General features: G+C 74.1%; 25 protein-coding genes. 21 read left to right on the forward strand and 4 right to left on the reverse strand.

Annotated elements, in window-relative coordinates:
* The 3 genes from DQ244_RS03760 to DQ244_RS03770 are packed head-to-tail and all read left to right on the forward strand — an operon-like array spanning position 1 to position 1065.
* Entirely contained in the window at positions 1-195 is a 195-nt protein-coding gene (locus tag DQ244_RS03760; protein ID WP_113810083.1) for a hypothetical protein, read from the forward strand.
* A complete protein-coding gene (locus tag DQ244_RS03765; RefSeq protein ID WP_233491152.1) occupies positions 188-601 on the forward strand; it encodes a TadE family protein in 414 nt (137 codons plus the stop codon). Before DQ244_RS03760 ends, DQ244_RS03765 begins: the two co-directional genes overlap by 8 nt.
* Positions 598-1065: a TadE/TadG family type IV pilus assembly protein gene (locus DQ244_RS03770; RefSeq protein WP_113810085.1), complete on the forward strand. Its 468-nt coding sequence runs from the start codon at positions 598-600 to the stop codon at positions 1063-1065. The genes DQ244_RS03765 and DQ244_RS03770 overlap by 4 nt, the downstream gene beginning before the upstream one ends.
* Positions 1066-1160: 95 nt before the next feature.
* Here DQ244_RS03770 and DQ244_RS03775 read toward each other — a convergent pair whose 3' ends face one another.
* Positions 1161-2591, reverse strand: a complete 1431-nt coding sequence (locus DQ244_RS03775; RefSeq protein ID WP_113810086.1) for a hypothetical protein — start codon at positions 2589-2591, stop codon at positions 1161-1163.
* A gap of 206 nt (positions 2592-2797) precedes the next feature.
* Between DQ244_RS03775 and DQ244_RS03780 the strand changes: the two genes are divergently transcribed.
* Together DQ244_RS03780 and DQ244_RS19530 are read left to right on the forward strand one after the other, a co-directional pair.
* Positions 2798-3226: a hypothetical protein gene (locus tag DQ244_RS03780; protein WP_113810087.1), complete on the forward strand. Its 429-nt coding sequence runs from the start codon at positions 2798-2800 to the stop codon at positions 3224-3226.
* A complete protein-coding gene (locus tag DQ244_RS19530; RefSeq protein ID WP_199580143.1) occupies positions 3223-4266 on the forward strand; it encodes a hypothetical protein in 1044 nt (347 codons plus the stop codon). The genes DQ244_RS03780 and DQ244_RS19530 overlap by 4 nt, the downstream gene beginning before the upstream one ends.
* Before the next feature lie 50 nt (positions 4267-4316).
* Here the strand turns inward: DQ244_RS19530 and DQ244_RS03790 are convergent, their stop codons facing one another.
* Entirely contained in the window at positions 4317-4553 is a 237-nt protein-coding gene (locus tag DQ244_RS03790; RefSeq protein WP_113810088.1) for a hypothetical protein, read from the reverse strand.
* Positions 4554-4626: 73 nt separating this feature from the next.
* Between DQ244_RS03790 and cutA the strand changes: the two genes are divergently transcribed.
* Positions 4627-4965: a divalent-cation tolerance protein CutA gene (gene cutA / locus DQ244_RS03795; protein WP_113810089.1), complete on the forward strand. Its 339-nt coding sequence runs from the start codon at positions 4627-4629 to the stop codon at positions 4963-4965.
* A 96-nt stretch (positions 4966-5061) separates the two neighbouring features.
* The gene (locus DQ244_RS03800) at positions 5062-6927 is read left to right on the forward strand and encodes a bifunctional diguanylate cyclase/phosphodiesterase (protein ID WP_113810090.1); all 1866 of its coding nucleotides are present in this window, start codon (positions 5062-5064) and stop codon (positions 6925-6927) included.
* Positions 6928-6931: 4 nt separating this feature from the next.
* Here DQ244_RS03800 and DQ244_RS03805 read toward each other — a convergent pair whose 3' ends face one another.
* Entirely contained in the window at positions 6932-7219 is a 288-nt protein-coding gene (locus tag DQ244_RS03805) for a DUF6343 family protein (RefSeq protein WP_113810091.1), read from the reverse strand.
* 46 nt (positions 7220-7265) lie between these two features.
* Between DQ244_RS03805 and prfB the strand changes: the two genes are divergently transcribed.
* From prfB to DQ244_RS03855, 10 genes are all read left to right on the forward strand, one after another.
* Positions 7266-8378 carry a peptide chain release factor 2 gene (gene prfB, locus DQ244_RS03810; protein WP_113810092.1) on the forward strand — a complete coding sequence of 371 codons (1113 nt, stop codon included), beginning with the start codon at positions 7266-7268 and terminating at the stop codon, positions 8376-8378.
* Positions 8379-8552: 174 nt separating this feature from the next.
* Complete coding sequence (ftsE, locus tag DQ244_RS03815) at positions 8553-9233, forward strand: cell division ATP-binding protein FtsE (protein ID WP_199580242.1); 681 nt, start codon at positions 8553-8555, stop codon at positions 9231-9233.
* Positions 9234-9280: 47 nt separating this feature from the next.
* Entirely contained in the window at positions 9281-10165 is an 885-nt protein-coding gene (gene ftsX / locus DQ244_RS03820; RefSeq protein WP_113810094.1) for a permease-like cell division protein FtsX, read from the forward strand.
* Positions 10166-10295: 130 nt separating this feature from the next.
* On the forward strand, positions 10296-10772 hold the full coding sequence (gene smpB, locus DQ244_RS03825) for an SsrA-binding protein SmpB (protein WP_113810095.1): 477 nt from the start codon (positions 10296-10298) through the stop codon (positions 10770-10772).
* On the forward strand, positions 10769-11692 hold the full coding sequence (locus tag DQ244_RS03830) for an NADP-dependent oxidoreductase (RefSeq protein ID WP_113810096.1): 924 nt from the start codon (positions 10769-10771) through the stop codon (positions 11690-11692). Before smpB ends, DQ244_RS03830 begins: the two co-directional genes overlap by 4 nt.
* A complete protein-coding gene (locus DQ244_RS03835) occupies positions 11689-12582 on the forward strand; it encodes an amidohydrolase family protein (protein ID WP_113810097.1) in 894 nt (297 codons plus the stop codon). Before DQ244_RS03830 ends, DQ244_RS03835 begins: the two co-directional genes overlap by 4 nt.
* On the forward strand, positions 12579-12959 hold the full coding sequence (locus DQ244_RS03840) for a VOC family protein (RefSeq protein WP_113810098.1): 381 nt from the start codon (positions 12579-12581) through the stop codon (positions 12957-12959). Before DQ244_RS03835 ends, DQ244_RS03840 begins: the two co-directional genes overlap by 4 nt.
* Before the next feature lie 44 nt (positions 12960-13003).
* Complete coding sequence (locus tag DQ244_RS03845; protein WP_113810099.1) at positions 13004-14002, forward strand: GNAT family N-acetyltransferase; 999 nt, start codon at positions 13004-13006, stop codon at positions 14000-14002.
* Between the two features lie 10 nt (positions 14003-14012).
* Entirely contained in the window at positions 14013-14891 is an 879-nt protein-coding gene (locus tag DQ244_RS03850; protein WP_113810638.1) for an SCO6745 family protein, read from the forward strand.
* A 70-nt stretch (positions 14892-14961) separates the two neighbouring features.
* Entirely contained in the window at positions 14962-16581 is a 1620-nt protein-coding gene (locus DQ244_RS03855; protein ID WP_113810100.1) for a DASS family sodium-coupled anion symporter, read from the forward strand.
* Positions 16582-16637: 56 nt separating this feature from the next.
* On the opposite strand, the gene DQ244_RS19285 is transcribed toward DQ244_RS03855, so the two are convergent.
* Entirely contained in the window at positions 16638-16790 is a 153-nt protein-coding gene (locus DQ244_RS19285; RefSeq protein ID WP_158544458.1) for a hypothetical protein, read from the reverse strand.
* Between the two features lie 294 nt (positions 16791-17084).
* On the opposite strand from DQ244_RS19285, the gene DQ244_RS03860 reads away from it, so the two are divergent.
* From DQ244_RS03860 to recD, 4 genes are all read left to right on the forward strand, one after another.
* Positions 17085-18221: a magnesium and cobalt transport protein CorA gene (locus DQ244_RS03860; RefSeq protein WP_113810639.1), complete on the forward strand. Its 1137-nt coding sequence runs from the start codon at positions 17085-17087 to the stop codon at positions 18219-18221.
* Between the two features lie 77 nt (positions 18222-18298).
* Entirely contained in the window at positions 18299-21520 is a 3222-nt protein-coding gene (gene recC, locus DQ244_RS03865; RefSeq protein WP_113810101.1) for an exodeoxyribonuclease V subunit gamma, read from the forward strand.
* Complete coding sequence (locus DQ244_RS03870; protein WP_113810102.1) at positions 21517-24774, forward strand: UvrD-helicase domain-containing protein; 3258 nt, start codon at positions 21517-21519, stop codon at positions 24772-24774. Before recC ends, DQ244_RS03870 begins: the two co-directional genes overlap by 4 nt.
* Positions 24771-26543, forward strand: coding sequence for an exodeoxyribonuclease V subunit alpha (gene recD, locus DQ244_RS03875; RefSeq protein ID WP_113810103.1), 1773 nt, complete (start codon positions 24771-24773; stop codon positions 26541-26543). Before DQ244_RS03870 ends, recD begins: the two co-directional genes overlap by 4 nt.
* The last annotated feature ends 12 nt before the right edge of the window (positions 26544-26555 follow it).

The raw sequence follows: 26555 nt of genomic DNA on the forward strand, positions 1-26555 counted from the left end.
ATGCGTCTCGTTCCGCGCATCACCGCCCTGCTGGACCGCATCCGCGGGGAGGACCCCGAGCGCGGCGACGTGCCCGGGTGGGTCATGGTCACCGTGATGACCGCGGCCCTGGTGCTCGCCATCCTCGGCGTGTTCCAGGAGGCCATCGTGAACGCGGTGCAGAACGCGCTCACCTCCGTCACGACCCGTGGATAAAGAGGCGCCAGCGCCTCGTGACGACGGCGAGCGCGGGAGCGCCGTCGTCGACTTCGTGATGGTCTCGATGCTGATCGTCGCGCTGCTGATGGCTGTGCTGCAGGTGGCCGTCTACGTGCACGTGCGCAACGTGGTCACCGCCAGCGCCCAGGACGGCGCCCGGTACGCCGCGAATGCCGACGTCGACTCGCGCGTCGGTGCCGACCGCACCGTCGAGGTGGTGGCCCGCGCGACCTCGGTGCAGACGGCGCAGGGTCTGGCCTGCACCTCGCAGGAGGAGCCCGACCCCAGCGGCGCGACCGTCGTCGTCGTCCGGTGCTCGGGTTCGGTGCCCTCGCTGCTGGCGGCGCTCGGGAACCTGCTCCCGCTGGAGGTCACCGGCCGCGCTCTCAAGGAGGGCTCGTGACCTGGCTTCGCCGCCGGCTCGGGATGGTGTCGGACGAGCGCGGGTCGGCGCTGGTCGAGTTCGTGTTCATCGCGCTGGTGGTCTTCGTGCCGCTGGTCTACATCATCGCCGGGTTCTCCTCGGTGCAGCGCGGGGTGTTCGCCTCGCAGGCCGCGGCTCGCGAGGCCGGCCGGGCGATGGGCACCGCGCCGGATGCGGTGACCGGGCAGGAGCGGGCGCTGCGGGCGGCGCAGCTGGCGGTGGAGGACCAGTCGGTGGAGGTCACCGACATGCGGCTGGAATACGCGCCTGCCGGTGCCGGTTGCGAGGCGGCCGGCAGCTACACCCCGACGCTGGCGCCGGGGGAGGAGTTCTCGGTCTGCGTGACCGTGACGGTCCGGATCCCGCTGCTGCCGGAGTTCATCGAGTCCAACACCGCGACCGGTCAGTTCGTCGTCGAGCGCGACCGCTACGTCGACGGCTGAGCCTGCATAACTGGTGACCGCGCCGTTGCGGATGAGTGCGGTGATGATGTCGGTGATGGCGACGCTCGTGCGCAAGCGGGCGCAGTCAGACGCCGTCAGCCCCACCAGGGGAGCTCGACGTCCAGGATCCGGTCGGAGGAGTCGACCAGGAGATCCCGGATCCGAGGCGCGTCCCGCTGCAGCCGCGCCTCGACCTCGTCGGGTCCGTCCTCCCAGCCGTGGTCGTCGACCTCCACGGTCACCAGCACGCTGCCCCGGTTCGTGGCGGTGAGCATCTGGGTCAGCTCCTCGTTCCACACGGCGGAGGTGCCGTCGCCCAGCGCCAGCTCCCCGCCCTTAGCCTCGTACAGGCCACGCACGGCGGCCGCCTCCTCCGCCAGCCACAGGCGCGCGGCCTCCTCGGCGTCCTCCGCCGTGGGGTAGCGCGTCACCGTGGCCCAGATGTCCAGCTGCCCGAGGTCGTCGTCGTGGTTCTCGTTCAGCCGCCGGGACTGCAGCGGAGCGGCGACGTCGTCGTGGTAGGAGAAGAACGGGTCCCGGCCCTCTCCGTCGGAGACCCAGAAGGAGGAGAGGTCGAACTCCTCCGCGCCCGGGATGTCCAGCGGCGCGCGGGTGCCGCCTGCGCTGACCTCGTCCACGACCACCCAGCCGGCGGAGCCGACCGCGAGCAGGGCGGCGACCGAGGTGTACGCCACCGCGAGCGCGCCCGCCGGCCGGCGCCCGGGGCCGAACCGGCGCCGCCGGTCGAGGTGGCGGCGGAGCTGCGAGCGGGCCAGGAAGAAGGTCCCGGCGGCCACGCCGAGGACGAGCACCCAGGTGACCGCGGAGGAGAGCCACCCCGTCGCGCTCATCTTCCAGGCGCGGTGGGCCGACGGCGGGTAGACGCCGTAGCGGTCGCCGTCGGACGGGTCGCCCTCGGCGATGGCCTCGCCGGAGGGGGTGTCGAGGTAGTAGTTCGTCCCGCCGCCGCGCCCGGAGCTCTCCGCGGTGCGCGTGACGTAGGTGTCCTCGCCGACGGTGAGCACGAGGCCGCCGCCGCTCAGGGCGCGCACCCCCTGGTACGCCTCGACCGCCATGCCCGGCGTGAACACCAGCAGGGTGACCAGCCCGGCCACCGCGGCCACCGAGACCCGCTTCGGCCCACCGCCACGGCTGGGGCGGAACATCGGCGCGATCGCCGCGGCCTCGGCGCCTCCGGGGAGGAAGCGCACCGCCCACGCCGCCACGAGGAGGAGCGCCGCCGGCACGCCCAGGACCACCGGGATCAGCGGGCCCCACTTCTCCTGGAGGCGGACGCCCACGCTGGCGGAGGGGGCATTGGCACCGGCGGCCAGGATCATGGCCAGGACCGCCGGGAAGACCAGCAGCACCAGCAGGAGCGCGGCACGCTGCAGGCCGCTGCGCGCCCGGGCCAGTCCGCTGTGCCGCTCGTCGGGCCGGTGCTCGCGGGTGGAGGGAGCGCCCGGCAGGCGCTCGGCCCGTGGGCTCCGACGTCGCCACCGCTGACGGCTCTTCGCGCGGTTCACCCGACCTCCGTCCGTGCTCGCCGCGCTCCGACGGGCCGGCTCCCGATCGGACCGTATCTCCCCGCGGGGGACCGGCCGTAGCCCGGATCGGACGCGTCGCGCACGCAGAGTCACGTGAGGCAGGACCGGTTCCCCTGGTCGGGTGAGCGAGGTAGGGGTCGCGGGCGACCGGCTTCTACCGTGACGAGGTGCTGAGCAGGAGGTCCGTGTCGCTCGGTCTGCTGAGCACCCTCCTGTGCCTCTCCGCGTGCTCCGCCGAGGCCTCGTCGCCGCCCTCGGCGCAGGCCGCGCTGCCCGGCTACGAAGCGCCCGACGGGGCGTCGGCGCTCTGCGCGGGGCTGGCCGGATCCACCCACTTCCTGGACATCCCCGCCGCCATGGGCCAGCTCACCTCCGGCGTCGGCGCGGTGGACGGGCGCAGCCGCCTGGCCGCCGCCCGCGGGGAGCTCCGCAGCATGGTGGACGGGCTCCCGGCCGGGGAGGACCCCGACCTGCGTGCCGCGGCGGACGGCGTGATCGCCGCGCTCCTCGCGGTGCTGGGCCCCGAGCTGACCGACGAGGCCCGCGCGGACGTGCTCGCGAGCATGGACGAGTTCGTCGCGCAGCTGCAGCCGGCCTGCGGGTTCCCGGCGTGAGGACCACCGGAGCCGGCACCTGCCTGCTGCTGGTCGCCGCCGCCCTCGCGACCCCCACGGTCGCGGCGGCCGATCCGGCGCCGGACCTGTGCGCCGTGGACGAGTCGCGCGGGACCGTGCCGGCCGACTTCGCGCTCGACGCGTGCGTGGAGACCGGAGCGATCACCGTCCGGAACTCCCTGCTCGTCCCGGTGACGGTCCAGGTCGCCGGGGACCTGGGCGCACCCGAGTGGCGCGTCGCCGCCACCGGTCCGGACGACGACTTCACCCGCGGGCTGACCGACGTGCCCGTGCTGCTGCCCGGCGACGTCGTGCGGTGGCCGCGGGGTGCCGGTCCCGGTGAGCTGGTCGTCGGGGCGCTCGACACCGCCGTCCCCCTGCCGGTGAGGTCCGCGCTCCAGCCGCTGCTGCCGCGCCTGGCCGACCGACCGGCCGACGCCGACCGGGTCCTGGCCGCGGTCGCGACGGACGTCGGTGCCGCGGTCGCCGCCCGGGACGAGTGCATCGCCGGCCGGAGCATCATCGAGCGGGTCGCCTGCGACCTGCGGGCGGCCGACACGATCGGCAGCGTCGTGGGGCGTCGGGTGCCTGCCGACGCCGTAGGCGCTGTCGCCGAGCAAGTGCTCGACCCTGCCGGGTGGGACGAGTGGGCCGGCGCAGCGGACGAGAGCCGTGCTGCCCTGGGCGCCGGCGAGCGTCGACTGGTGCAGGCCGCGGTGCCGCCGCCACCCCCGCCGCCACCGCCGCCTCCGCCGGTCCCGGCACCCGCTCCGGCGCCGCACACCCCGGTGCCGCGTGCTCCCGCCCCGGCACCGTCGCCCGCTCCGGCACCTGTGCCGCTTCCGGTACCGGTTCCTGCGCCCGTCCCGCTGCCGGTGCCCCTCCCGGTGCCACCGCAGGTGGACCCCCGGGCCGAGCTGGAGCGGTGGCTGCAGGAACTGGCCGCGCAGGCAGAGAGGGCACGGGAGGCCGAGCGCGAGCGCGAGCGGGACGGGGACCGCGACCGCGACCGCGACCGCAAGGACCGCGAGGACGACTGACGGGACGGGCCGGCCGCGACGACCGGAACCGTCGCGACCGCCCGCCGGGGTCAGGCGCCCCGCTCGACCTCTGCCTGCACCACGCCCCGGACCGCCTGCACCAGCGAGGCGTCCGAGGTGTCCCCGTTCGCGAGCGCGGTGCGGGCCTGGTCGTCGAGCAGGCTCCCGTCCACGGTCTCGAGCCAGGTCAGCTCGCCGCCCACGTGGCGGCCCACCTTGAAGCCCTCGCCCTCGGGGCTCACCACGTAGCTGTCGCCGTCCAGGTTGATCGTCATCTCGTCGGTCATGACCGCACCCCTACCCGCGGGGACCCCGGTTCCACGCAGGCGGTTCTCCGTCGGCGGGGGAGAGGATCCCCGCATGGACGAGGAGTACTGCGAGGTGGTCGTGACCGCGGGCGATCTGGAGTGGCTGGCCGGCTTCACCCGCACCCTGGTGGAGGAGCGGCTGGCCGCCTGCGGTCACCACCTGTCGCCGGTCCGGTCGGTGTACCGCTGGGACGGCGCCGTGCACGACGAGCCCGAGGCGCGGGTGGCCCTGCACACCCGGCGGTCGCTGGTGCCCGAGATCGTCGCGCGCACGGCCGACCTGCACCCGTACGACGTCCCGTGCGTGATCGCGCTGCCGCTGGTCGGCGGGAACCCCGACTACCTGCGCTGGGTCGCGGCGGAGACGCGAGAGCCGGAGGTCCGGAACTGAGCGTCGTCCCGCACTGACCCAGGGGTGCGGAGTCGCATTCTTCATTCCGGGTAGTCCGGGATCCGGCGGCGCTCGGGTGCCGGGGCGCCTCGGTCGATGGCACGGGGACCTGACATCGGGAACCCGGTCCGCGAGCAGAGCGGAGGGCGCACGGTGGGCGATCAGCCGACACGGTCCGAGCTGCCCGAGGACGCCCGCCGCCCGGGCGTGGGGAGGTCCGGCGACGGCGCCCTCGTGGCCGCCGTGCTCGACGCCCTCCCGTCGCCCACGCTCCTCGTGGACGCCGACGGCCGCGTGCGGCTGACCAACCTCGCCTGGCGCGCGGCGGCCGACTCCTTCGGGGACCCGCGCTTCGAGGTCGGCCTCGGCGGCGACTACTTCGGCCTGGCGCTGGACGTGATGCGCGACGAGCAGGCGACCCGCGGCCTCATCGAGGACCTCCGCCGGTTGTCACGGGGCGAGCTGGACAGCGTCTCGGCCGACTACGCGCTGCCCACCGGGGGCGGCACCCGCTGGTACCACCTGATGGCCTCCCGCGTGGACCAGGCCGGGCACATCGTCGTCACGCACTCCGACGTGACCTCGCGGGTCCAGGCCGAGCGCACCTCGGCGTGGCAGGCGCGGCACGACTCGCTCACCGAACTGCCCAACCGCGCCCACCTGCACGAGCTGATCGACCAGGAGCTCCAGCGGCCGGACGCCCCGGCGGTCGCCGTCCTCTTCCTCGACGTCGACGGGTTCAAGGACGTCAACGACTCCCTCGGCCACGACGCCGGCGACGAGCTGCTGCGCCAGCTGGCTGCGCGGCTGACCGCAGTCACCCGCGGCCAGGACACCGTCGGCCGGCTCGGCGGGGACGAGTTCGTCGTGCTGTCGCGCGACTGCGACCTCGACGGCGCCGAGATGCTCGCCCAGCGCTGCCAGGTCACCTTCGACCAGCCCTTCGAGCTCGGCGGGCGGATGGTGCGGCTGAGCGCCAGCATCGGCATCGCCGCGGCCCCGGGCGGGCGCACGACCCTGCGCTCCACGGACCTCGTGCGGGACGCCGACCTGGCGATGTACGCAGCCAAGGCCGCGGGCCGCAACCGGGTGCGGGTGTTCAGCCCGGAGCTGGGCGCCCTCGTGCAGGGCAAGGTGCAGATGGCCTCCGAGCTGCGGGACGCCATCGAGGACGGGCAGCTGGTCCTGCACTACCAGCCGATCCTGCACGTGCCCACCGGCGAGTACAACGGCTGCGAGGCGCTGGTGCGGTGGCAGCACCCCGAGCGGGGGCTGCTGCCCCCGGGTGACTTCCTGCCCGTCGCCGAGCAGTACGACCTGCTGGTACCGCTCACCCGCTGGGTGCTGCGGGAGGTCGGCGCCCAGCACGCGGCGTGGCGCGCCCAGGACCTCGACCTGGTGATCGGCGTCAACGTGCACGCCCGGCACCTGTCCACCGGCACCCTCGTCGACGACGTCCTCTCCGCGCTGGAGGAGTCCGGGATGCCGCCGAGCAACCTCGTCTGCGAGCTGACCGAGACCTCGGTCGCCGAGGACCCGGAGTGCGCGGCCTCCCAGCTCGCGGAGCTGCGCAGGCGCGGGGTCGAGGTCTCCATCGACGACTTCGGCAGCGGCTTCTCCTCCCTCGGGCAGCTGGTCAACCTGCCCACCGGCGTCCTGAAGATCGACCGCAGCCTGGTCGCGTTCACCGAGGGGCGCGAGTCCCACGCGGCGGCGGCCATCGCGGCGATCGTGGCCCTGGCGCGCGCCTGCGGCAGCGAGAGCCTGGCCGAGGGCGTGGAGACCGCCGGGCAGCTGGCGCTGGCCACCGAGCTCGGCTGCACCTTCGCCCAGGGGTACCACCTCGCCCGGCCCATGCCCGCGGCCGAGCTGCCCGCCTGGATGGCCGCACGCGGCGGCGGCCGGCGGCGGCACCCGGGCTCGGTCCTCCCCGCCGGCAAGGCCACGCTGCCCGCCGGGTGACCCCTCAGCCCGGTTCGCCGCGCGCCTTGCGGCGGAGGACGACGACGAGGTCGACCGCCGCGACGGCGGCCACCGCGAACAGCGCGACGGCGCCCCACGCGGGCAGCTCCGTGGCCAGCACGAGGACGCCGAGGACGACGCAGACCACCACGCCGAAGGTGGCCAGCAGCGCGCGCAGGGTGAGTGCCGACTGCGCCGGGGCGGCGCCGCCGAACCCCGCCGTCGGGTCGTGGTGGTCGGGAAGACCGCGCGCGTAGTCCTCCCTGCTGCGACGTTCCCGGGGCTCCGACATGGCATACCTGCCTACCCGCGACGGAAGCGCACTACCCTGGGTCGACGTGGCCGCTGACTTCTCCGTCGTCCTGGACGAACTCGACACGACCCTGAAGTCGATCGAGGCCGTCCTCGACGTCGACCGGCTGCGCCGGGAGGTGGCCGAGCTCGAGCAGCAGGCCGCCGCGCCGGACCTCTGGGACGACGTCGAGGCAGCCCAGGCGCTGACCTCCAAGCTCTCCTACATGCAGGGCGACCTGCGCCGCGTCGAGGAGCTGCGCAGCCGTCTGGACGACGTCGCCGTGCTGCACGAGATGGCCGTGGAGGAGGATGACGCCGGCACGATCGCGGAGGCCGACCGCGAGCTGGAGGCGCTGCGCAAGCAGCTCGACGAGCTCGAGGTCCGCACCCTGCTCTCCGGTGAGTACGACTCCCGCGAGGCGCTGGTGACCATCCGCTCGGAGGCCGGTGGCGTCGACGCCGCCGACTTCGCCGAGATGCTCATGCGCATGTACCTGCGCTGGGCCGAGCGGCACAAGTACCCGACCGAGGTCCTCGACATCAGCTACGCGGAGGAGGCGGGCATCAAGTCGGCCACCTTCTCGGTGAAGGTGCCCTACGCCTACGGCACGCTCTCGGTCGAGCAGGGCACCCACCGGCTGGTCCGCATCTCGCCGTTCGACAACCAGGGCCGCCGCCAGACCTCCTTCGCCGGGGTCGAGGTGCTGCCCGTCGTCGAGCAGACCGACCACGTCGACATCCCCGAGAACGAGATCCGGGTCGACGTCTTCCGCTCCTCGGGCCCCGGTGGCCAGAGCGTGAACACCACCGACTCCGCCGTCCGGATGACCCACATCCCGACCGGCATCGTGGTGTCCTGCCAGAACGAGAAGAGCCAGATCCAGAACCGGGCCGCCGCGCTGCGGGTGCTCCAGGCCCGGCTGCTCGTGGTCCGGCAGGCCGAGCAGCGCGCCGAGATGGACGCGCTCAAGGGCGAGGGCAGCAGCTGGGGCAACCAGATGCGCTCCTACGTCCTGCACCCGTACCAGATGGTCAAGGACCTGCGCACCGAGCAGGAGAGCGGCAACCCCGGGGACGTGCTGGACGGCGGGATCGACGCCTTCATCGAGGCCGGCATCCGCTGGCGCCGCCAGCAGGAGGCGGTGCCCGCGCCCTAGGCGTGGGCGACGTCACCTTCCGGCTCGCCCGGGAGCCGGATGCGACCGTGCGTGACCGCCGACCCGGCGGTTGCGACTGCCCCGTGACTGTCCGCGAGAACGACTCCCGGCAGGTCGCGGCCAAACGCGCTTGAGCGAGCCGCCGGGCTAGTACCGTGGCGCCTCGTGATCGAAATGCAACACGTCACCAAGCTCTACCCGGCGAGCGGCCGGCCGGCCCTGGACGACGTGTCCACGGAGATCGACAAGGGAGAGTTCGTCTTCCTGATCGGGTCCTCCGGTTCGGGCAAGTCGACCTTCCTGCGGCTGCTGCTCAAGGAGGACGACCCCACCTCGGGCACCGTCTCCGTGAACGGCAAGACGCTCAACACCATGAGCAAGTGGCAGGTGCCCAAGCTCCGCCGCACCATGGGCTGCGTCTTCCAGGACTTCCGGCTGCTCCGCAACCGCACCGTGGCGCAGAACGTCGCGTTCGCCCTCGAGGTCATCAACAAGCCGCACCGGACGATCAAGCGGGTCGTGCCGGAGGTGCTGGAGATGGTCGGCCTGGAGGGCAAAGCCAACCGGCTGCCCGGCGAGCTCTCCGGTGGTGAGCAGCAGCGGGTGGCGATCGCCCGCGCGTTCGTCAACCGGCCGCTGGTGCTGCTGGCCGACGAGCCCACCGGAAACCTGGACCCGGAGACCAGCGAGGGCATCATGCTGCTGCTCGAGCGGATCAACCGGACCGGCACCACGGTGATCATGGCGACGCACGACTACCACATCGTCGACTCCATGCGCCGTCGCGTGATCGAGCTCAACGGGGGCGTCCTCACCCGCGACCAGTCGCGCGGCGTCTACGGCGTGGGTCGCTAGCAGCGGCCGCCGTACCGACCCCGCACGCACTCCACGACAGGGAATCCATGCGCGTCAACTTCGTGCTCTCCGAGGTGGCCTCCGGGCTGCGTCGCAACCTCACCATGACGGTCGCGATGATCCTCACCACGGCCATCTCGCTCGGCCTCATGGGCACCGGCCTGCTGATCGCCACGATGATCTCCGACATGAAGGAGATCTACTACGACAAGGTGCAGGTCTCCATCTTCCTGGCCGACGACGTCACCGAGGAGCAGCGCCAGGCGATCCAGGCCGAGCTCGAGGCCTCCGACGAGGTCAAGGGCTTCATCTACGAGACGCGCGACGAGGCCTACGAGCGCTTCCGGCAGCAGTTCGCCCAGCAGCCCGAGCTGGTCGAGAACACCCCGCCGGACGCGCTGCCCGAGAGCTTCCGCGTCGAGCTGCTGAACCCCGAGCGCTACCAGGTCATCGCCGCCGCGTTCCCCAACGGCGAGAACGGCGTGGACCAGGTGCGGGACGAGGGCGACTTCCTCGACCGGCTGTTCAGCCTGCTCAACGGCGCGCGCAACGCGACGATCGCCGTCGCGGTGGTCCAGGCGCTCGCGGCGCTGCTGCTGATCTCGAACACCATCCAGCTGGCGGCCTTCAACCGGCGCAACGAGACGAACATCATGCGGCTGGTCGGCGCCTCGCGCTGGTACACCCAGCTGCCGTTCATCCTCGAGGCGGCGCTGGCCGGGCTCATCGGTGGTCTGCTCGCCGCGGGCGGGCTGGTGCTCACCAAGATCCTGTTCGTCGACCGCACCCTGGCGGGGCCGATCAAGGCCGGGATCATCACCGGCATCGACTGGGGCGACATCGTCTTCACCGGCTCGATCATCATCGCCGGCGGTGTCGCGCTGGCAGGGATCGCCTCCTACGTGACGCTGCGCCTGTACGTAAGGTTGTAGACGGCGAGTCGCCCTGCGAGGCAGGGCGAGGAGCGGGGGCCGCAGGCTCCCCGACGAGTCCTGGGGCACGCTCGTCGCAGGAGGGGACGGCACCCGGTCGCGGTGTCGTCCGGAGGACGACGGAGGAACATTGCCGCGCGAAAAGGGCCAGAAGTACATCGCCCAGAACAAGAAGGCGCGGCACGACTACTCGATCCTCGACCAGTACGAGGTGGGCCTGGTGCTCACCGGCACCGAGGTGAAGAGCCTGCGTGCCGGCCGGGCCTCGCTCGTCGACGGGTTCGCCTCGATCGACGACGGCGAGGTGTGGTTGCAGCACGTGCACATCCCCGAGTACGTGCAGGGCACCTGGACGAACCACACCCCCCGCCGCAAGCGGAAGGTGCTCATGCACCGCAGCGAGATCGACAAGCTGCTGGGCAAGATCAAGGAGGGCGGGCTCACGCTCGTCCCGCTGGACCTGTACTTCAAGGACGGCAAGGTCAAGGCCACCCTCGCGCTGGCGAAGGGCAAGAAGTCCTACGACAAGCGGCACGACCTCGCCGAGCGCGACTCGCGCCGCGAGATCCAGAAGGCCTTCGGGCGGTACGTGAAGGGACGTCGATGAGGGGCATCGCCTACGACCGGTTCGGCGGGGTCGAGGTGCTGCAGCTGCGCGACGACCTGCCCGAGCCTCCGGTCGGCCCGGACACCGTGCTGGTCCGCACCCGCGCGGCGGGCGTGAACCCGGTCGACATCGGCATCCGTGCCGGCGGCCTGGCCTCCTTCTTCCCGCACCACTTCCCGATCGTCCCCGGCTGGGACCTCGCCGGCGTCGTCGAGGCCGTCGGTCCGGCGATCGTCGACTTCCAGGTCGGCGACGAGGTCTTCGGCTACCTGCGCCGCGACGACGTCCAGTGGGGGACGGCGGCCGAGCTGGTGCCGGCCCCGCAGCGGTGCCTGGCGCTCAAGCCGGAGTCGCTGTCGTTCACCGAGGCCGGGGCGCTGCCGCTGGCCGGCCTGACCGCGTACCAGGCGCTCACCGAGGCCTTGGCCGTCGGCGAGGGCGACCGGGTGCTGGTGCACCGCGCGGCCGGCGGTGTGGGGTTCTTCGCCGTGCAGATCGCCGTCGCCCTCGGTGCGCACGTGATCGGCACCGCGAGCCCGCGCAACCACGGCTTCCTGCTCGAGGCCGGCGCCGCCGAGGTGCTCGACTACTCGGCCGGCCCGATCAGCGAGCAGCTCTCCGAGCCGGTGGACGCCGTCCTCGACCTCAACGGCGGCGACACCCTGGCCGACGCCCCGAAGCAGGTCCGCGACGTCTCCCGCATCGCCAGCGTCGTCGACCCCTCGGTCAACGATCTCGGCGGTCGGTACGTGTTCGTCCGCCCGGAGCGGCACGACCTGGAGGAGCTGGCCCGCATGGCCGACGCCGGCCAGCTGCGGGTCGCCGTCGCCAAGGCCTTCCCGCTGGAGCAGACGGGCGAGGCGCACGAGCTGGTCGCCGGCGGGCACGTGCGCGGCAAGGTCGTGGTCACGGTCCCGTGACGGTGCAGCCGCCCGTCGACGACGCCGACGTCCCGCGGTACTGGCGGGAGCTCGGCCTGCCCGGGCTGGTCGACGTGCACGTGCACTTCCTGCCCGAGCGGGTGCAGGCGAAGGTCTGGGACTACTTCGAGCAGGCGGAGACGCACTACGGACCCGCCTGGCCGGTCACCTACCGGCTGCCGGAGGAGGAGCGGCTCGCCGTCCTCGACCGGCTCGGCGTGCGCGCCTTCTCGACGCTGCCGTACCCGCACAAGCCGGGCATGGCGGCCTGGCTGAACGAGTGGTCCGCCGGGTTCGCGGCCGGCCGCCCGCAGGTGCTGCAGTCGGCCACCTTCTACCCCGAGCCGGACGCCGCGGCCTACGTCGGGGAGGCGCTCGACGCCGGCGCCCGCGTCTTCAAGGTGCACGTCCAGGTCGGGGCCTTCGACCCCCGCGACCGGCTGCTGGAGCCGGTGTGGGCCCGGCTGCAGGAAGCCGGCACCCCCGTCGTCATCCACTGCGGCTCCGGTCCGCTGGCCGGCGAGCACACCGGTCCGGAGCCGATGGCCGGCCTGCTCGAGGTCTTCCCGATGCTGCAGCTGGTCATCGCGCACCTCGGCATGCCGGAGTACCGCGACTTCCTCGACCTGGCCGAGCGGTACGAGCGGGTGCACCTGGACACCACGATGTTCGCCACCGACTTCACCGAGCGGCTGATGCCGTTCGACCCGGCCGACCTGCCGCGGCTGGCGGCGCTGCGGGACAAGGTGCTCCTCGGCAGCGACTTCCCGTCCATCCCGTACGCCTACGCCCACCAGCTGCAGGCGCTGCACCGGCTGGGCCTGGGGGAGGACTGGCTGCGCGCCGTCCTGTGGCACAACGGGGCGCGGCTGTTCACGATCGAGGCGTGACCCCGACCATCCGTCTCGCCGCACCCGTCCTCGGCACGCCTGACCCGCAGGGTCTGGCCCGCTTCTACGAGCGCCTGCTCGGCTGGCCGATCCGCGACGACGAGCCGGTCTGGGCCACCCTGCGCCCCGAGGACGGCGGACCGGGGCTGTCCTTCCAGCGCGAGGAGGACCACGTGCCACCGGTCTGGCCGCCGGAGCCCGGGACCCAGCAGATGCAGCAGCACCTGGACTTCCTGGTCGACGACCTCGCCGCCGCGTCGGCCGTCGCGGAGGAGGCCGGCGCCCGGCTGCTGAACGCCTACACCGACCCGCACGAGGACGTCCGCACCTACGCCGATCCGGCCGGGCACCCCTTCTGCCTGTTCGTCCGCACCTGAATCCGGTGGCCGCCGACCGGGCGGGCCACCTAACGTGTCGCTCCGTGCCCGCGCTGCCCGCCGTCTTCGACGGCTTCACCGCCCGCCCGCTGTCCGCCGACGACGCCGCCGCGGTGGCCGAGCTGATCGTGACCGCCGAGCCCGGCGACGACACCGGGGAGTACCCGGACCCCGACGACGTCGCCGACGAGTGGGCGGGGTGGAAGGTCGACCTCGGCCGCGACGCGGTCGCGGTGGAGGCGGCCGACGGCGCACTGGTCGGCTACGCCTCCGTGTCCGCGTTGGCGAACATCCGTGACTCCTTCCGCGTCTCGCTCGACGGCCGGGTGCACCCGGCGCACCGCGGCCGGGGGATCGGCCGGGCGCTGCTGGACTGGCAGCTGGCCCGGGGCGCCGAGGTGCACGCCGAACGCCATCCGGAGGCGCGGGCCACGCTCGTCGTGGGGGTCCTCGGCACCCAGCCGGACCTGGAGCGGCTGGTCGCGGCCCGGAATCTGACGGCGGAGCGCTGGTACCGGTCGATGGAGCGACCGCTCACGGACCTGCCGGAGGAGCAGCAGGCCTCGGGCGCGGAGCTGGTGCCCTTCACGTGGGACCGCGACGAGGAGGTGCGGCGCACCCACAACGCCGCCTTCACCCAGCACCACGGGTCCAGCGAACGGGACCAGGAGTCCTGGCAGTCGCTGTTCACCGGTCAGCGGTCCTTCCGTCCCGACCTCTCCGTGCTGGCGGTGGCCGACGGCGAGGTCCAGGGCTACGTGCTGGCCTACGTCTACGAGTCCGACGCCCGGGCGAAGGGCTACCGGGAGACGGTCCTCGGCCAGATCGGGGTGCTGCCCGGCGCCCGGGGGCGCGGGATCGCCTCGGCGATGATCGTCCGCGCCCTCCGGTCGGCCGCCGACGCCGGCTGCGCTCGGGCCGCCCTCGACGTCGACAGCGACAACGTCACCGGCGCGCTCCGGCTCTACGAGGGCCTGGGGTTCGAGACCGTCCGCACCCGGGTCTCGTGGTCGACCTCGCTGCCGCCGGTCGCGGCTGACTAGGGTGCGGCTCATGGTCAGCGTCGATCAGCCCGTGCCCGCGTTCGATCCCGCCCTCGTCGGCCGCGCCCACCGCGCGATCGACCCGCTGCACTCGCAGCTGTACTTCGCCCCCGAGCAGGACGAGCACCTCGCCGCCCTCGGGCTCAAGCCGGGCCGGATGGTCTACTTCGCCGGCCGGGCCGCCGCCATGGGCGCCGTCGGCGCAGGGGTCGTGACGGCGACCTTCTACAACTTCTCGCCGTCGCTGGTGGCGCACATGGTCCCGCGGTGCTGGACCCTCGCCTCACCGGAGCAGGTGCTGGCCGCCCGGCTGGACGCCGCCCGCGCGTCGCTCACCCGCCTGCTGGGGGAGGACGTCGCCGCGTCGCCGGAGGTCGCCGAGCTGGGCGAGCTGCTCCGCAAGGCCTGCGCCGGGCTGAGCGCCGAGGGGCGGGCGCTGTTCGCCGGGCACGCCGACCAGCCGTGGCCCGAGGAGCCGCTGCTGGTGCTGTGGCACGGCGCCACGCTGCTGCGGGAGCACCGCGGGGACGGGCACGTCGCGGTCCTCGTGCACGCGGGCCTCACCGGCCTGGAGGCCCTGATCACCCACTCGGCCACCGGCCGCGGTTTCACCGTGCAGGCCGCCAAGGCGATCCGCGGCTGGAAGGACGAGCAGTGGGCGGCCGCGTCCGCCGCGCTCGCCGACCGCGGCCTGCTCGACGACGCCGGGCTGACCGCCGAGGGCGAGGAGCTGCGGCAGCGCATCGAGGTGCAGACCGACGCCCTGGCCGCCGACCCCTGGCTGCAGCTGGGCGCGGAGAAGACCGCTCGGGTCGTCGAGCTCGGCAAGGGGCTGTCCCGCCAGATCACCGCCAACGGCGCGTTCGGGCAGGGCATCTTCGGTCGCTGAGCCGACGGCTCGCCGGGTGGTCCGGCGCGTGCCAAGGTTCGAGGTCAGATCCTCAGCACCGGGAGACGCCATGACCGCGACGGAGCGGGCACCAGGCCAGGGCAAGCGGACCGACGTCGACGCGGCCTTCCGGGGCAGCGCGACCTACCGCAGCCTGGGCGAGCAGGAGCTGAGCCCGGCCGAGGAGCGGTTCGAGAAGGGTCGCCGCACCATCGGCCTGTTCCTCGCGCCGGCGGTGACGATCATCTTCGCGCTGCTGCCGATCGACCTCCCGCGCGACCAGCACCTGCTGGCCGCCATCCTGCTCGGCGTCATCGTCCTGTGGATCACCGAGCCGGTGCCCATCCCGATCGGCGGGCTCATCGGCATCGGGGCGATCGTCGTCCTGGGCGTGGTGCCCGCCGACGACGCGCTGGCGCCGTTCGGCTCCACCACGGTCTTCACCTTCATCGGGGCGTTCATCCTCGCCTCGGCGATGCTCAAGCACGGGCTCGCCCGGCGGTTCGCCATGTTCGTGCTCTCGCTGAAGTGGGTCGGCACCTCGACGTACCGGGTGGTGATCGCCTTCGGGGCGATCACCGCGCTGCTGTCGGCGTTCGTCTCCAACACCGCCACCGTCGCGATGCTGCTCCCCACCGCGCTCGGCATCATCTCGGTGATCGCCAAGCTCCTGCAGGACAAGGAGCTGGTGAAGCCCGACTTCGACCCGCTCCGGTTGCGGGTCGGCGTCGCGATCATGCTGATGCTCGCCTACGGCGCCAGCGTCGGCGGGCTGCTGACGCCGGTCGGCACGCCGCCCAACCTGATCGGCCGCGGGCTGATCGAGGAGGCGACGGGGGAGCGGATCGGCTTCCTCGACTGGATGATCATGGCCGCGCCGATCTGCGCGCTGATGTTCGTCGCGCTGGCCGCCGTCCTGCTGCTGCTCAACAAGCCCGAGATCCGCCGGATCGAGGGCGTCAGCGAGTACGTGGACAAGGAGCGCGCGGAGCTGGGGAAGTTCTCCCGCGCCGAGAAGAACACCCTGATCGCCTTCGCGATCACGGTCGCCTGCTGGATCTTCCCCGGCATCATCGCGCTGACCGCCGGTACCGAGTCCGACCTCTACGCGACCATCAGCGACCGGATGGACGAGGGCATCATCGCCGTCCTCGGCGCCTCGCTGCTGTTCCTGCTGCCGACGGACTGGAAGAACCGCGAGTTCACGCTGCGCTGGAGCGACGCCGCCACCATCGACTGGGGCACGATCCTGCTGTTCGGCACCGGCATCATCTTCGGCTCGCTGCTGGCCAGCACCGGCCTGGCCGAGACGATCGGCACCGCCTCGGCGGACTCGCTCGGCCTGACCAGCACCTTCGCGATCACGATCTTCGCGGTGATCCTGGCGATCATCATCAGTGAGACGACGTCGAACACCGCCTCGGCGGCGGTCGTGGTGCCGATCATCATCCCGGTGGCGATGGCGGCGGGGATCAACCCGTTCGTGCCGGCGCTGGCGGCCACGTTCGCGGCGTCGTTCGGGTTCATGCTGCCGGTCTCCACGCCGCAGAACGCGATCGCCTACGGGTCCGGCGTCGTGCCGATCACGAAGATGATCCGCTCGGGCGCCTCGTTCGACGTCCTGGGCGCGCTGCTGATCGTGATCCTGCTCCCGGTGATGGTCGAGGTGGTCCTCGGCTCGGTGGGCTGACGGCGATCCCGTGCGCGCCCGGGGAGGGACCGCCGCGCTGGCCTGCTCTCGGACTGCTACGACACCGGCCAGCCGGGCACGCCGCCACCCGCCCAGGACGTACCCGTCCTGCTCCAGCCGCCGGGCTCGGCGGCGCCGGTGCCGCTGGCCGAGGTCGACGCCGACGCGGAGGGGCGGATCGACGTCAGCGTGCCGATCCCGGCAGACACCGCCGCGGGGTCGGCTCGCATTCAGATCTGGGGGTCGTCTGCGGACCTCGAGGTGACCCCGCCCGGGTGACCCCGCCCACGGTCACCCGTTCGGGCCGACGTGCTCGACACCGCGTGGGAACATGGACGACGGCCCGCGGACGAGACCGGACCCGGATCAGGAGGGAGTCAGCGCGTGCGCAGCGAACCTCCGAGTACCGACCCCGAGGTCCTCCCGCTCTAGCCGGCTCCCCGAGCGTGGCGCGCGAAGACCTCACGGTGCCCTTCGTCGTCCCTCGCTCCCGGGAGTCCGTCATGACCGAGCGCCGCCTCGCCCCGCTCTCCGCGCTGTCCACCCTCACCCGCCGCCCGCGGGCGGACCTGGTGCCCTCCGCGCCCCCGGCGCCGTTGCCGGGCGAGCCCGCTCCGCGGCCGCACATGGTCGACAACGCCGTCTACTCCGACGGCCGTCGCGTCGCCACGCCGGACTCCGCCGAGGAGAGCCGCGAGGAACTGGGTCTGGGGGAGGACCGGCTGGCGTGGCTGGGGCTCTACCGGCCGGACGCCGGGGAGCTGGGCTCGCTGGCCGAGCTGTTCGACCTGCCCGAGCTGGCGGTCGAGGACGCGATCAAGGCCCACCAGCGGCCGAAGTTCGAGCGGTACGGGTCGACGCTGTTCGTCGTCCTCAAGGCGGCCCGGTACCTGGACGCGGCCGAGGAGGTCGAGTTCGGGGAGCTGCACCTGTTCCTCGGCCGTGACTTCGCCATCACCGTCCGGCACAGCGAGTCGCCCGACCTCTCGCGCGTGCGCCGGCGGCTGGAGAGCGAGCCCGCGCTGCTGGCCAAGGGCAGCGAGGCGGTGCTCTACGCGACGCTGGACGCCGTCGTCGACGGGTACCGGCCGGTCGTCGACGGGCTGGCGAACGACATCGACGAGATCGAGACGCAGGTCTTCGGGGGCGACCCCGGGGTGTCCCGGCGCATCTACGAGCTGTCGCAGGAGGTCCTGGAGTTCCAGCGCGCCGCGCAGCCGCTGAGCGGGATCCTCGTCGCCATCACCGCCGGCTTCGACAAGTACGGCGTGGACGAGGAGCTGCGCAGCTACCTGCGCGACGTCGCCGACCACGTCGCCCAGGTGACCGAGCGGGTCGAGGGCTTCCGGCTGCAGCTGCGCGACATCCTCACCGTGAACGCGACCCTGGTGGCGCAGCGGCAGAACGAGGAGATCCGCGAGCTGACCGAGACGAGCATCGCCCAGGGCGAGGAGGTCAAGAAGATCTCCGCGTGGGCGGCCATCCTCTTCGCGCCGAGTCTCGTCGGCGGTGTGTACGGCATGAACTTCGACGAGATGCCGGAGCTGCACTGGGCCTGGGGCTACCCGTTCGCGCTGCTGCTCATGGTCGGGGTGAGCCTGACGCTCTACCTGGTCTTCAAGCGCCGCGACTGGATCTGAGCCGGCGGCAGCCGAGGCCGGACGCCGAGATCCGTGCGCTGCGCGGTTCTGTCGCCGGGGTCAGGTAGACAGACCGGGTGCTGCACGTCCACCGAGCCGAACGGACCGCGCGCCTGGCCGACGGCCTGGCGGCCGTGCTGGCGCGTCCGCTGGCCGATCCGTTCGCTTCCGAGGTCGTCGCGGTGCCGGCCAAGGGCGTGGAGCGGTGGCTCGCCCAGCGCCTCTCGACCGCGCTCGGCGCGGGCGCGGCCGGTGACGGGATCTGCTCCGGGGTCGAGTTCCCGCCGGTCGGCCAGGTGGTCGGCGAGGCGCTCGCCGCGGCGCGCGGTTCGGGTGAGGCGGACGATCCCTGGACCGAGCCGGTGTGGCCGCTGCTCGAGGTCATCGACGCCTCGCTCGGCGAGCCGTGGTGCACCGTCCTGGCGCAGCACCTGGGGCACGGCGCCGACGACCACCGCCGCGGCCGGCGCTGGGCCGCCGCCGCCCGCCTCGCCGGGCTGTTCCGCTCCTACGGGGCGCACCGCCCGCACATGCTGCGGGACTGGGCCGCGGGCCGGGACACCGACGGGGACGCCCCCCTGCCGGCCGACCTGGCGTGGCAGGCGGAGCTGTGGCGCCGGTTGCGTGCGCGGCTCGGCGCGAGCCCGGCGGAGCGGCTGGAGGCCGACTGCGCCGCCCTGCGCGCGGACCCCGGGCTCTCCGAGCTGCCCGAGCGGATCAGCGTCTTCGGGCCCACCCGGTTGACCGCCGACGGGCTCGCGGTCCTCGATGCCCTGGCCGCGCACCGCGACGTCCATCTCTGGCTGCCGCACCCGAGTCCGGTCCTCTGGCAGCGGCTGGAGGGGCGGTCCGTCGGCCGGCGCCGCGCCGACGACACCGCCACGCTGCCGCGCCATCCGCTGCTGCGCAGCCTGGCCCGCGACGTCCGCGAGCTGCAGGTACGCCTGCCCGCGCACCAGGGGGAGCACCACGCCGACGCCGAGCGTCCCGCTACGCTGCTGGGCCGGCTGCAGGCCGACCTGCGCGACGACGTCGTCCCGGGTACCGCGGAGACCGACGACAGCCTGCAGGTGCACGCCTGCCACGGACCGGCCCGGCAGGTCGAGGTGCTGCGCGAGCTCCTGCTGCGCCTGTTCGAGGACGACCCGACGCTCGAGCCGCGCGACGTGCTGGTCATGTGCCCCGACGTCGAGACCTTCGCGCCGTTGGTCTCCGCCACCTTCGGGCTGGGGCCCGACCTGCCGCACCCCGGCGGAGCGCTGCGCGTCCGGCTGGCCGACCGGAGCCTGCGCCGGACCAACCCGCTGCTCGACACCGTCGCCGCGCTGTTGGACCTCGCGCAGGGCCGGGTCACCGCCAGCCAGGTGCTCGACCTCGCGGCCACCCCCGGGGTGCGCCGCCGGTTCGCGTTCACCGATGACGAGCTGGAGCGGATCCGCGGGTGGGTCGCCCAGTCCGGGGTGCGGTGGGGCATCGACGCGGTCACCGGGCGGCCCTTCGGGCTGGAACACGTCGTGCAGAACACCTGGCAGGCCGGCCTGGACCGGGTGCTGCTGGGGGTGACGACGTCGGAGGACGAGCCGGTGTGGCTGGACCGCGCGCTGCCGCTCGACGACGTCGACAGCAGCGACATCGACCTCGCGGGGCGGCTGGCGGAGTTCCTCGACCGGCTGAGCGACGTGCTCACCGATCTCAGCGGGAAGCGCCCGGCCGGCTCCTGGGTGGAGACGCTGGCGGCCGCGCTGGAGTCGCTCACCGAGACCGATCCGGACGAGGCGTGGCAGCTGTCCCAGGCGCGGCGTGAGCTCGCCGCAGCCGGCGAGGGAGCCGTCGCGCCGGTCCAGCTGGCCGACGTGCGCGCCATGCTGGCCGACCGGCTCCGCGGGCGGCCGACCCGCGCCAACTTCCGCACCGGCAACCTCACCGTCTGCACCCTGGTGCCGATGCGCTCGGTGCCGCACCGCGTGGTCGTGCTGCTCGGGCTCGACGACGGCGTCTTCCCGCGGACCGCCGGGATGGATGGCGACGACGTGCTGGCCCGGGACCCCTGTGTGGGGGAACGCGACGTCCGCAGCGAGGACCGGCAGCTGCTGCTGGACGCGCTCATGGCCGCGGGCGAGCGCGTGGTCGTCCTCTACACCGGGGCGGACCCGGTCAGCGGTGCGGCCCGCCCACCCGCGGTTCCCCTCGGGGAACTGCTCGACGTGCTGGAGGCGATGGCGCCCGGTGCCCGGTCCGCCGCGGTCAGCCGGCATCCGCTGCAGCCCTACGACGTCCGCTGCTTCACCGGCGCGCGCCCGACCAGCTTCGACCCGGTGGGCCTGGCGGGTGCGCGTCGGTCGGTGCGGCCGCGCAGCCCGGAGCGCGAGCGCCGGCCGCTGCCCCCGCGCACCGGTCCGGTGGCGCTCGACGACCTCGTCGCGTTCGTCGAGCACCCCGTCCGGGCCTACCTCCGGCAGCGGCTCAGGATCACGCTGCCCGGTGAGGACGACGAGGTGGACGACGCCCTCGCCGCGACCCTCGACCCGCTCCAGGAGTGGGCGGTGGGCGAGCGGCTGCTGGCCGCGGGCCTGCGGGGAGCCTCGCCCGAGGAGGCCCGGCGGGCCGAGTGGCTGCGCGGCACGCTGCCGCCGAGGGGTCTGGGCGAGCAGGTGCTGCAGCGGGTCGGTGGGCGGGTGGACGCCCTGGTCGCCGTGGGGCGGCCGCTCGTGGCAGCGACCCCGCGCACGGTCGACGTGCGCCTCGAGCTGGGCGGCCGCGAGCTCTCCGGCACCGTCAACGGCGTGCGCGACGGCGCGGTCGTGAGCGTCACCTACTCCAGCCTCTCGGCGAAGCACCGGGCGCGGGCCTGGGTGCTCGCCCTGGCGCTCGCGGCCACCGAGGGCACAGGCCGGGCGATCACCGTGGGCCGGCTCGGCAACCGTGCGCGGACCTTGACCCTCACCGCCCCCGCGGACCCGACCGCGGCACTGGCCGACCTGCTGGACCTCTACGACCGCGGCATGTGCGAGCCGCTGCCGCTGGCTGTGAAGACCTCCTGGGCCTACGCCGGATCGCGGCTGGGCGGGAACTCCCCGGAGCAGGCGCTCGACGCCGCCCGCAAGGAGTGGAACCGCGAGGCCGGCGGCGAGCGCGAGGACCGCTCGCACCAGCACGTCTGGGGGAACCGGCCGGCGTTCGAGGGGCTGCTCGCCGCACTCCCCGGCGACGGGGAGCAGTGGACCGGCGAGACCACCCGGTTCGGCGCCCTCGCCTGCCGGCTGTGGGCGCCGGTCCGGAACGCGGAGCAGCACTCGTGAAGGCCTTCGACGTCTGCGCGGCCCTGCCCACCGGGACCACCGTCCTGGAGGCCAGCGCCGGAACCGGGAAGACGTTCACCATCGCCGCGCTCACCGCGCGCTATGTGGCCGAGGGCGCGGCCGACCTCTCCCAGATCATGCTGGTCACCTTCGGCAACGCCGCCTCCCGCGAGCTGCGCGACCGGGTGCGGGAGCGGCTGGTGTCCGCCGAACGCGGCCTGCGCGACCCGGCGGCGGCCCGGGAGGACGACCGGGACCCGGTCCTCCAGCTGCTGGCCGACGCCGACCCCGCCGAGCTGGAGCGGCGGCGGGAGCGGCTGGCGCGGGCGCTCGCCGGCTTCGACGAGGCGACGATCGCCACCACGCACTCGTTCTGTTCGCAGATGCTGGCCGGGCTGGGCATGGCGGCCGACGCCGACCCCACCGCCGCCTTCGTCGAGGACATCAGCGACCTCGTGCGGGAGGTCGTCGACGACCTCTACGTGCGGGTCTTCGCCGGAGCCGCCGATCCGCCGTTCCTCACGCACGCCGAGCTGCTCGAACTGGGCCTGCGCGCCGTGGGCAGCGACCGGCAGGCCGAGCTGTGGCCGCTGGACGGTGACGGCGACTCCGGACGGCGGCGGCGAGCCGCGGAGGCGGTCCGCGGCGAGGTGGAGCGCCGCAAGCGGCTGGCCGGACTGGTCGACTACGACGACTGGCTGTCGCTGCTCCGCGACGCCCTGGCCGACCCGGCGGCGGGCGCGGTCGCGTGCGAGCGGATCGCCGCCCGCTACCGGGTGGTCATGGTCGACGAGTTCCAGGACACCGACCCGGTGCAGTGGGAGATCCTCGACCGGGCCTTCCACGACCGCACGACCCTGGTGCTGATCGGCGACCCGAAGCAGGCGATCTACGCCTTCCGCGGCGGCGACGTGACCACCTACCTCGCCGCCGCGGCGGAGGCGACCACCGAGGCGACCCTGGGCACCAACTGGCGCAGCGACGCCCCGCTGCTCGGCGCGCTGGACCAGGTGTTCGGCGGCGCAGCCCTCGGGCACGAGCGCATCGTCGTCCGCTCCGTCGAGGCGGCGCACACCGAGGCTCGGCTCTCGCGCGCGGGCGCCCCGCTGCGGCTCCGACGGCTGGGCCGGACCGGCCACGGCCGGGTGTGGCGGGGGTTCCCCGCGGTCGGTCGGCTGCGCGACGCGGTGGCCTGCGACGTGGCCGCCGACGTCGTCGACCTGCTGTCCGGGCCCGCCGAGTACGACGGACGGCCGGTGCAGCCGGGCGACATCGCGGTGCTCGTGCGCACCAACGCCCAGGGCCAGTTGGTGCGCGAGACCCTCGGACGCGCCGGGGTCCCGGCGGTCTTCGCCGGCGGCGGCAGCGTCTTCGCGACACCCAGCGCGCGGTCGTGGCTGCGGCTGCTGGAGGCCCTGGAGCAGCCGCACCGCGCGGGCCGGGCGCGCTCGGCCGCGCTCTCGGTGTTCCTCGGGTACGACGAGGAGACCCTCGACGCGGCCGGGGACGAGCTCGCCGACAGGCTCGGTCCGCAGCTGCGCCGGTGGGCCGACACGCTCGCCGAACGCGGCGTGGCCGCCTTCCTCGAGGTGCTCACGGCCGAGGTGGGGCTGCCCGCCCGGGTGCTCTCCCGCCCGGACGGCGAGCGGGTGCTGACCGACCTCCGGCACATCGGCCAGGTGCTGCACGCCGCGGTGCAGCGGGAGTCCCTCGGTCTCACCGCCCTCGTGGAGTGGCTGCGGCGCCGCATCGCCCAGGCCTCCGTGGAGGGCGCCGACGAACGCAGCCGGCGACTGGAGTCCGACGCCGCAGCGGTGCAGGTCATGACCGTGCACGTGAGCAAGGGTCTGGAGTTCCCCGTCGTCTACGTGCCGTTCGGCTGGGACCGGTGGGTGCCCGACAACCCGCAGGTGCTCCGGCTGCACGACGAGCAGGGACGCCGGGTGCTCGACGTCGGCGGCCCCGGAGGAGCCGGCTACGCGCAGGCGCGCGCCCGCCACGAGGCCGAGGAGTCCGGTGAGGACCTCCGGCTGCTCTACGTCGCGCTGACCCGTGCGCGCTGCCAGGTGATCGCCCACTGGGCGCCGAGCGGCAACACCGCCGCCGCGCCCCTGAACCGGCTGCTGTTCGGCGCCGCGGGTGCCGGAGCCGAGCCACCGGCGCGCATCCCACCGCCCGGCGACGACGACGCCGAGGCGGTCCTGGCCGCGCTGGCCGCGCGGTCGCACGGCGCGATCGACGCCGAGGAGGTCGGCAGCCGGCCGGTGCCACGCTGGGAGCCGCCGGTGCCCCCGGCGCCGGAGCTGTCGGTCAGCCGGTTCACCCGCGCGCTGGACGACGACTGGCGGCGCACCTCCTACAGCGCGCTCACCCGCAGCGCGCACGACGCGGCGCACGAGCAGCACCTGGCCAGCGAGCCCGACGAGCCGGTCACCGACGACGAGCGCGACGCGGAGCTGCCGGTGCCCGAGGAGCCGTCCGCCGACGCGCTCCCGTCGCCGCTGAGCGACCTCCCCGGCGGAGCGACGTTCGGCACGCTCGTGCACGACGTCCTCGAGGACCTCGACCCCGCGAACCTGGACGAGCGCTGCGCCGACGCGGTGGCGCGGCACCTGGTGCCGGGGGTGACCGCCGAGGCGCTGGCCGACGCGCTGCGACCAGTGCTGAGCACCCCGCTCGGCGACCTCGGGACCTCGCTGGCCGGGGTGGCAGCGGCCGACCGGCTCGCCGAGCTCGACTTCGAGCTGCCGCTGGCCGGCGGGGACGCCGCGGTGCTGCACGCGACGCTGGCCGACGTCGTCGCGCTGCTCCGCCGCTACGACCTCGGCTCGCTGGCCGGGTATCCCGATCTGATGGCCGCCCTCGAACCGCAGGCGCTGCGCGGCTACCTCACCGGCAGCATCGACGCCGTGCTCCGGCTGCCGGGACCGGTGTTCGCCGTCGTCGACTACAAGACCAACCGGCTCGGCACCGAGCCGCTGACCACGTGGCACTACCGGTCCGACGCGATGGCCGAGGAGATGCGGCGCACCCACTACGTGCTCCAGGCGCTGCTCTACTGCGTCGCGCTGCACCGCTACCTGCGCTGGCGGCTGCCCGGCTACGACCCCGAGCAGCACATCGGCCCGGTGCTCTACCTGTTCGTGCGGGGCATGGCCGGCCCGGACACTCCCGCCGGCGCCGGGGTCTTCAGCTGGACGCCGCCGCCCGGCCTGGTCGCCGAGCTCTCCGACCTGCTGGCGGGTCGGTCGTGATCCCGGTCCGGGCCGAGGGCCTGCTGCGCGAGTTCGCCGCGGCCGGGGTGCTGACCGCCGCCGACGTGCACGTCGCGCTGCGGCTCGCCCGGCTCGGGAACGAGCAGCGGGAGACGGTGCTCCTGGCCGCGGCGCTGGCGGTGCGCGGCGTCCGCGCCGGATCGGTGTGCGTGGAGCTCGCCATCGTCGCCGACTCGGTGGCGCCCGACGAGGACGCGCCCCCGGTCGAGCTGACCTGGCCGCAGGACTGGACGGCCCTCGACGACAGCCCCCTGGTCGCCGTCGGGGCCGACGCCTCGTGGCGCCCGCTGCGCCTCGTCGACGGCCTGCTCTACCTGGACCGGTACTGGCAGCAGGAGCAACTGGTCCGCCGGGAACTCGACGAGCGGGCCGCCCGCCCGGCACCGCCGGTCGACCTGGCCGCGCTGTCCGCGCTGTTCGACGGCCCGGCCCCGGACCTGCAGCGGCTCGCGACGGCCGTCGCCGCGGGCCGCTGGGTCAGCGTCATCACCGGCGGACCCGGCACGGGCAAGACGCACACGGTCGCGCGGCTGCTCAAGCTGCTGCTCGACCAGGCGGGCCCGCGGCCGCGCATCGCGCTGGCCGCGCCCACCGGCAAGGCCGCCGCGCGGCTCCAGGAGTCGGTGCTGGAGCAGGCGGCCGCCGTGGGCCTGCCGCGGGACCTCACCGCCTCCACGCTGCACCGCCTGCTCGGCTGGCGCCCCGGCAGCAGCAGCCGGTTCCGGCACGACGCGACGAACCGGCTGCCCTTCGACGTGGTCGTGGTGGACGAGTCCTCGATGGTCTCGCTCACGATGATGGCCCGGCTGCTGGAGGCGCTGCGGTCGACGACGCGGCTGGTCCTGGTCGGCGACCCTGACCAGCTCACCCCTGTCGACGCGGGCGCGGTGCTCAGCGACCTCGTCCACCGCCCCGCACCTCCGGAGGCGGCGGCGACGGTGCCCGCCGAGGCGGTCGCCGACGGCACGGAGCTCGACGAGGAGGCCCGCCGGCAGCTGCGCAACGGCGTCGTCCGGCTGCGGGTGTCCCAGCGGTACGGCCCGGCGATCGCCGGGTTGGCGGAGGCGGTGCGGATGGGCGACGCCGATCTGGCGCTGGAGCTGCTCGAGACAGAGGAGGGGCTCGTGCTCGACCCCGGAACCGAGGCCCTCGAGGAGCGGATCGGCGCGGTGGCCGGCGAGATGCGGGCGGCCGCCGAGCGCGGGGACGCCGCGGAGTGCCTGGCGCTGCTCGGGCGGCACCGGCTGCTCTGCGCCCACCGGCACGGCCCGTTCGGCGTCTCGGTGTGGAACGACCGGATCGGCCGGCTCACCGGCGCGATGCCGGGGGAGTGGTCGCCGGGGCTGCCGCTCCTGGTCACCGCCAACGACTACGAGAACTCCCTGTGGAACGGCGACACCGGCGTCGTGGTCCGGACCCCCGACGGGGTGCGGGCGGCGTTCCTCCGCGGGCAGTCGCCGGATCTCGTGCCGCTCTCCCGGCTGTCCTCGGCCGGCCCCGCGCACGCGCTGACGGTTCACCGCAGCCAGGGCAGCCAGTTCGACGAGGTGACCGTGCTGCTGCCGCCGGCGTCGTCACCGCTGCTGACCCGGGAGCTGCTCTACACCGGGGTCACCCGCGCTCGGCGGCGGGTGCGGGTCGTCGGCTCCGAGGCGTCGGTGCGGGCGGCCGTCGGCCGGCAGGTGGTGCGGGCCAGCGGCCTGCGCCGAGGTGCGCCACCCGCGCTGGGGAGCGTCGGGAACACCTGACTGGCGCGGAGC

Source organism: Blastococcus sp. TBT05-19 (assembly GCF_003319095.1).
Classification (GTDB): Bacteria; Actinomycetota; Actinomycetes; order Mycobacteriales; family Geodermatophilaceae; genus Blastococcus.